The 5,542-nt window shown below is 48.0% G+C and carries 6 protein-coding genes and 1 riboswitch; of the genes, 4 read left to right on the top strand and 2 right to left on the bottom strand.

From position 1 onward, the window contains the following. Positions 1 to 147: 147 nt before the first annotated feature. On the bottom strand, positions 148 to 1,377 hold the full coding sequence (locus EAI83_RS16825) for a chloride channel protein (protein WP_178817938.1): 1,230 nt from the start codon (positions 1,375 to 1,377) through the stop codon (positions 148 to 150). Positions 1,378 to 1,438: 61 nt separating this feature from the next. After that, positions 1,439 to 1,511: riboswitch (Fluoride riboswitch) on the bottom strand. A 179-nt stretch (positions 1,512 to 1,690) separates the two neighbouring features. Here EAI83_RS16825 and EAI83_RS16820 point away from each other — a divergent pair. After that, on the top strand, positions 1,691 to 2,254 hold the full coding sequence (locus EAI83_RS16820) for a prolyl-tRNA synthetase associated domain-containing protein (RefSeq protein WP_110102826.1): 564 nt from the start codon (positions 1,691 to 1,693) through the stop codon (positions 2,252 to 2,254). 4 nt (positions 2,255 to 2,258) lie between these two features. Here the strand turns inward: EAI83_RS16820 and EAI83_RS16815 are convergent, their stop codons facing one another. Continuing rightward, on the bottom strand, positions 2,259 to 3,200 hold the full coding sequence (locus tag EAI83_RS16815) for a glycosyltransferase family 2 protein (protein ID WP_015527465.1): 942 nt from the start codon (positions 3,198 to 3,200) through the stop codon (positions 2,259 to 2,261). 196 nt (positions 3,201 to 3,396) lie between these two features. Between EAI83_RS16815 and EAI83_RS16810 the strand changes: the two genes are divergently transcribed. From EAI83_RS16810 to EAI83_RS16800, 3 genes are all read left to right on the top strand, one after another. Further along, complete coding sequence (locus EAI83_RS16810; protein WP_059086156.1) at positions 3,397 to 4,371, top strand: bile acid:sodium symporter family protein; 975 nt, start codon at positions 3,397 to 3,399, stop codon at positions 4,369 to 4,371. Continuing rightward, complete coding sequence (locus EAI83_RS16805) at positions 4,355 to 5,206, top strand: AraC family transcriptional regulator (protein ID WP_059086155.1); 852 nt, start codon at positions 4,355 to 4,357, stop codon at positions 5,204 to 5,206. Before EAI83_RS16810 ends, EAI83_RS16805 begins: the two co-directional genes overlap by 17 nt. A 112-nt stretch (positions 5,207 to 5,318) precedes the next feature. Then, on the top strand, positions 5,319 to 5,542 hold a 224-nt coding region (locus EAI83_RS16800), incomplete at its 3' end, for a DUF4867 family protein (RefSeq protein ID WP_129976268.1).

The raw sequence follows: 5,542 nt of genomic DNA, 5'->3' as shown, positions 1-5,542 counted from the left end.
TTAAAGAAAATATATGATGATTCGGAGATAGAATCCATTAATAGCTGAAGAAAGGAATCATATGGCGAATCTGATATCCTTAGGTGCTGGGTAGTTCACTCGGCCACAACCGAGTCAGTCATGACCGAATAAAAAATATGTACATATCTACTCCTCAAACCTGCAAAGCGCCTTCTGCTGTGCTCCATAAATGGAGTGATTTCCGTTGATCAGATAAGCGAGGATGCATACCAGGATGAGGGGAAGGGTATTTCGGTTGCCGAAGACTTCCAGGCCGATGAGGATCGGGGCGATGAGGGTGTTGGTGGCGCTGCCGAATACTGCGGCGTAGCCAAGTGCCCCGCAGATAATGGGAGGGATCCCGAGGATGGAACCTAGGACGACTCCAAGGGAAGCGCCGATGGAGAACAGTGGTGTCACTTCGCCGCCTTGAAAACCGATGGCAAGTGTAAATACAGTAAACAGAAGCTTCAGAATCCAGTCATATCCGTAGATCGTTTCTCCGGCAAAGGAAGCGGAGATGAGATTGGTTCCAAGACCTGTGTAGCGTCCGCCATAGCTCACAAACAGCAGAGCTGCCAGTGGAATGGCCATGACACCGATGCGGATCAGCGGAGTTGAGATTTTTTCCCCGAATAATTTCTTTGCTTTCTGAAGAAGTACGGAAAAGCATCGTCCTGCGAGACCAAAGGCAAGTCCGAGAGCAATGAGAGAGATCATGCTTCGGAGATCGGTCACAGTCCAGGTGTCTTGGATATCCACAGCAAATTTTTCCAGTCCCAGGAAATGAGAGGTGAAGGAGGCTGTATATGCGGCGATAAGTGCCGGTAGCAGCGCATCGTACTCAAGATATCCGGCAACGATCACCTCCATGGCAAAAAATACAGCGGCCAGTGGCGTCTGGAACAGACCGCCAAAACCGGCAGCCATACCGGTGATCAGCATGACAGGCGTATTTTCCCGGATATGCAGCCTGCGTCCGGCCTCGTGGGAGAGTGTAGCACCGATCTGCACGGCAACACCTTCACGGCCGGCACTTCCTCCGAAGAGATGGGTGATCCAGGTGCCGAGCATTACCAGAGGGACAAGGGCCAGAGGAATCTGGTCCCTTTTTTTCTGCCCGGTTTCGAAGACCAGGGACATGCCCTTTAAGCTTAAGATGCTGAAATGATGATACATCCACACAATAAGAAGTCCGGCCAGAGGCAGGAAGGGCAGCAGGCAGCGCCAGTGTGCGGTGCGAAAAGCAGAGATCGCCAGCAGGCCCCGGCCGAAGATAGTATCTACGATCCCGACGCAGATTCCCACGACCACTGCAAGGACAGCATATTTCAGCTGCAGGATCCGATGTTCTTTTTGGATAGTTTCTTTTGGCATAGTAACTCCTTTCAATCTCCCCGTTTTGAAAAATCCATCAAAAAAAGCTGGTAACCCCGTGCATTGCACAGAAGTCATCAGCTCATTGGCGGTTTCGATAAAGATCGGGGGAGAACTTCATTCCCTTTCTGCCTGAGAGTATAGCATCCGAGGCTGATATCGTCAATAGTCAGACGGAAATCCGGAGTATCTTATTTGTTACAGGTGTGCTATGATTAAACAAATCGGCAGGTTACGGTTGAAGCAGTAAAGCGTAATATGCTGCGACTAAGACCTGCACATATGAGAATGTAAAAATAACGGAGGAGACATCATGGAAGAACCAAGAATTGACAAAACAGTCTATACAGGAAGACCGGAGAACACCGAGGGCCGTCTGGAGAAGGAAATCGCAGTGTACGATTTTCTGGATAGTTTTGGGATTGAATATAAAAGAGCAGATCATGAAGCACTGATGACCATGGAGGCCTGCGAGGCAGTGGATCAGCTTCTGGGGGCGCAGATATGCAAAAATCTTTTTCTCTGCAACCGACAGAAAACGGATTTCTATCTGCTGCTGATGCCGGGAGAGAAGCCGTTTAAAACAAAATTTCTGTCCAAACAGATCGGAACAGCCAGACTTTCCTTTGCAGACGGAGAGCAGATGGAGGAATATCTGAACATTACCCCGGGGTCCTTAAGTCTGATGGGACTGATCTTTGATAAAGAAAAGAAGGTACACCTGGTGATCGATAAAGAAGTCCTGGATGAAGAATATTTCGGATGCCATCCGTGTATCAATACTTCCACTCTGTTGATGAAGACCAGTGATGTAAAAGAAAAAATCCTGCCGGCGCTGGGCCACGAATATCAGGTGGTCGAGCTGCCGACAGAATAGAAAATCAACGTATGGGTGTAAAGTCCTTTTTGTTGGACTCTGCTATGATGTAATGGGGGCGCTGCTTGACCTCCATATAGGTTTTGGCTATGTATTGTCCCATGATACCCAGGCAGAAAAGCTGCAGGCCGCCGATGAAGATGATGACACAGATGGTGGAAGCCCAGCCTGGGACCGGATCATCGAAGATCAGCTTTCGGACGATGATGGCTACCAGGACCAGAAAGGAAAAACCGGTCATGGTCGTTCCGAACCAGGAGGCGATGGTCAGCGGTACCTGAGAAAAATTGATGATGCCGCTGACGGCGTATTTAAACAGCTTCCAGAAGTTCCATTTGGTCTCACCGGCTACGCGTTCGATATTTTTGTAGGGGAGCCAGCAGGTGCGGAAACCGATCCAGCCGAAGATTCCCTTGGAGAAGCGGTTGTACTCACTCATGGAGACGATGGCATCCACCATACTGCGCTTCATCAGACGGAAGTCTCTGGCGCCGTCCACAATATCTGCATCCGAGATCTTATTGATCAGCTGATAAAATTTCCGGGCAAAAAAGCTCCGGATAGGTGGCTCTCCGTCACGGCTGACACGTCTGGTGGCAACGCTGTCATATTCTCCGGATTCCAGCTTCTCCAGCATTTCCGGGAGAAGGGACGGCGGATCCTGAAGATCAGCGTCCATTACTGCTACATAATCGCCGCCGGCATTGCAGAAGCCTGCATACATGGCAGCTTCCTTTCCGAAGTTTCTGGAAAAAGAAAGATAGATCACATGAGGATCCTTTTCGGAAAGCTCTTTTAAAATCTCAAGGGTTCTGTCTCTGGAACCGTCATTCACAAAGATCAGTTCATAATCACAGTTCATTTGCCTGAGGACAGAAGTGGCTTCCGGGTAAAAAAGCGGAAGGGATTCTTCCTCATTGAAGCATGGTATAATTAAAGAAATCATTTTTGGCCTCGTTTTCCAGATCATAAAAAATGATCATTTTGGCGGATATCTGTAGTCCGCCCTGGTTTCAGGTTGCTTTTGGATGGGTACTATCATATCATATTTGTCCGGAATCGGCTATAAAACAGGGGATTTTTTTCTTGCACCGCTGTTTTTTTGTGATAAACTGTAAAAAAAGATAAACAAGAGGTGTGATATGCTGGAAAAATTTAACAGCTTTATGGAGAAATGGATGGCTTTTGTGACGCCGGCCTGTCTGCTTACGGGGGTACTGTTTCCGGATATTGCAAAGCATGGCGTGCCCTATGTGACGTATGCTTTTGCATTTATGACCTTTATCGGTGCGCTGAAATCCAGGTTCCGTGATGTGGCAGATGTGTTTAAGCGGCCGCTTCCGCTAATCCTGATGCTGCTGATCCTTCATGTGCTGGGACCGGTGGCCGCCTGCGGTCTGGGACATCTTCTGTTCCCGGGCAATATGAATTATATCACAGGAATGGTGCTGGAATTTTCCGTACCTGCAGCGGTGATCAGTCTGATGTGGGTGTCCATTTATAATGGAAACAGTCCGCTGTCACTTTCGCTGGTTGTGATCGATACAATCCTGGCTCCCTTTCTGATCCCGGCAGTATTGAAGCTCCTGGTGGGCTCCAGCGTAAAAATGGATACTGTGGGAATGATGAAGGAGCTGGTTTTCATGATCGCTCTGCCGGCAGTCCTTGCCATGTGCCTTAATGAAGTCAGCCATGGAAAGGTTATGGAGACCTGGCCGAAAAAGCTGGCACCTTTTTCAAAAATGTGCCTGATCTTTGTGGTAACCTCCAATTCCTCCAAGGTTTCTCCTTATATGAAGCATCTTAACGGAGAACGGCTGGAGGTAGCAGCAGCGATCCTGGTCCTGGCAGCAGGGGGATATGCCATCGGCTGGATCATTGCCATTCTTACAAGACAGAACAAAGAGGCAACGGTTTCCATGATCTATGGTTCCGGAATGCGGAACATCAGCGCCGGTGCGGTGATCGCGGGAGCGTATTTTCCGGCGGAAACATTATTTCCGGTTATGATCGGAACGTTATTTCAGCAGATCCTGGCGGCTTTTTATGGAAGTATGATGCGCCGGGTCCAGACCGGACAGCAGGAAAGGGAGAAGGAGCATGGAGTTTCAGCATGAATTGATCATTCCCAATGAAGGATTTCCTTTTAAGCTTTTTCTTTTTGAAGGAAGAAACGGAAATTATGTAAGGGAAAAACACTGGCATACTTCGATCGAGATCTTTGCGGTGATGGAGGGGAGCCTTTATTTTTATATCGATGAGAACGAGTATCCTCTGAAGGCAGGGGAGTTTCTGATCATTAATTCCAATGAAGTACATTCTATTCAGGCGCCAGTACGTAATGAGACCATCGTACTGCAGATCCCGCTGAAGCAGTTTTCGGATTATTTTACCGCTCAGAGGTTCATCCGTTTTCGGAGCAGAAACGAAGAGTCTGAGGAAACAGACAGGCGGATGGTTTCTCTGATCCGGGAGATGTACCGGGTGTACGTATCCGGGGAAACGGGGTACGAATTCCGTATCAGGGCAGTGTTCTATGAAGTCCTTTATCTTATGGTTTCCGCATACAGGGAAACAGAGGTGGAGGAGAATGCGCTGAAGATCAGCCGCAGATTGGATGCTTTGTCAAAAATAACCACTTATATGCGGGAGCATTACAAGGAGGATCTCAGGCTTTCCGGACTTGCAGCCATGTTCGGATATTCCGATGCATATCTGTCAAGAATGTTCCGGAAATATGCGAAGGTCAATTTTAAGACATATTTACAGGATATCCGCATGGCATACGCCTATAAGGAGCTTTTGCATACAGATCATACCATCAGCTCTATCGCACTTGACAACGGGTTTGCAAGCAGCAGGGCTTTTTCCAGGGAATTTGTAAAGCGTTACGGGATCCTGCCGGGAAGAGTGGAGCGTCAGAATCATAAAAATGTCAAAAAAGTGCTATGAATGAGTCAAGAAAAGCGGCGAAAAGCATACCATGATGTGGTATGCTTTTTTCAGTTCAAAACGAAGATACAGAGAAGCTGTGAAACAGTAATTTTGTAAGGAGGGTTAAATCGTGAAAATTCAGAAAGTAACAGATCCGGCTTTCCGCAGATACGGAAAGGTTCTGGAGGGATACAATTTCGGTCCGCTTCTGAAGGAGATGAAGCATACACCGGTTCCGGAGGATGTGGTATATGTTCCGTCAGCAGAGGAGCTGGAATGCAAATTATGCTTAAACGGAATGCCAGTTCCGCTACTGCGGAACTGCTATTCCATTTTTAACGGTACGAAGTACCG

The organism is Blautia sp. aa_0143 (genome assembly GCF_004167315.1).
In the GTDB taxonomy this organism is placed as follows: domain Bacteria; phylum Bacillota; class Clostridia; order Lachnospirales; family Lachnospiraceae; genus Blautia_A; species Blautia_A fusiformis.
The sequence above is the reverse complement of the archived record's forward strand: the minus strand, read 5'-3'. Positions and strand labels throughout refer to the sequence as shown.

Bases quoted from the DNA above. Each gene is read 5' to 3' on its own strand.
- EAI83_RS16825 (WP_178817938.1), bottom strand. From the start codon at position 1,377: ATGCCAAAAGAAACTATCCAAAAAGAACATCGGATCCTGCAGCTGAAA.
- EAI83_RS16820 (WP_110102826.1), top strand. From the start codon at position 1,691: ATGGAAGAACCAAGAATTGACAAAACAGTCTATACAGGAAGACCGGAG.
- EAI83_RS16815 (WP_015527465.1), bottom strand. From the start codon at position 3,200: ATGATTTCTTTAATTATACCATGCTTCAATGAGGAAGAATCCCTTCCG.
- EAI83_RS16810 (WP_059086156.1), top strand. From the start codon at position 3,397: ATGCTGGAAAAATTTAACAGCTTTATGGAGAAATGGATGGCTTTTGTG.
- EAI83_RS16805 (WP_059086155.1), top strand. From the start codon at position 4,355: ATGGAGTTTCAGCATGAATTGATCATTCCCAATGAAGGATTTCCTTTT.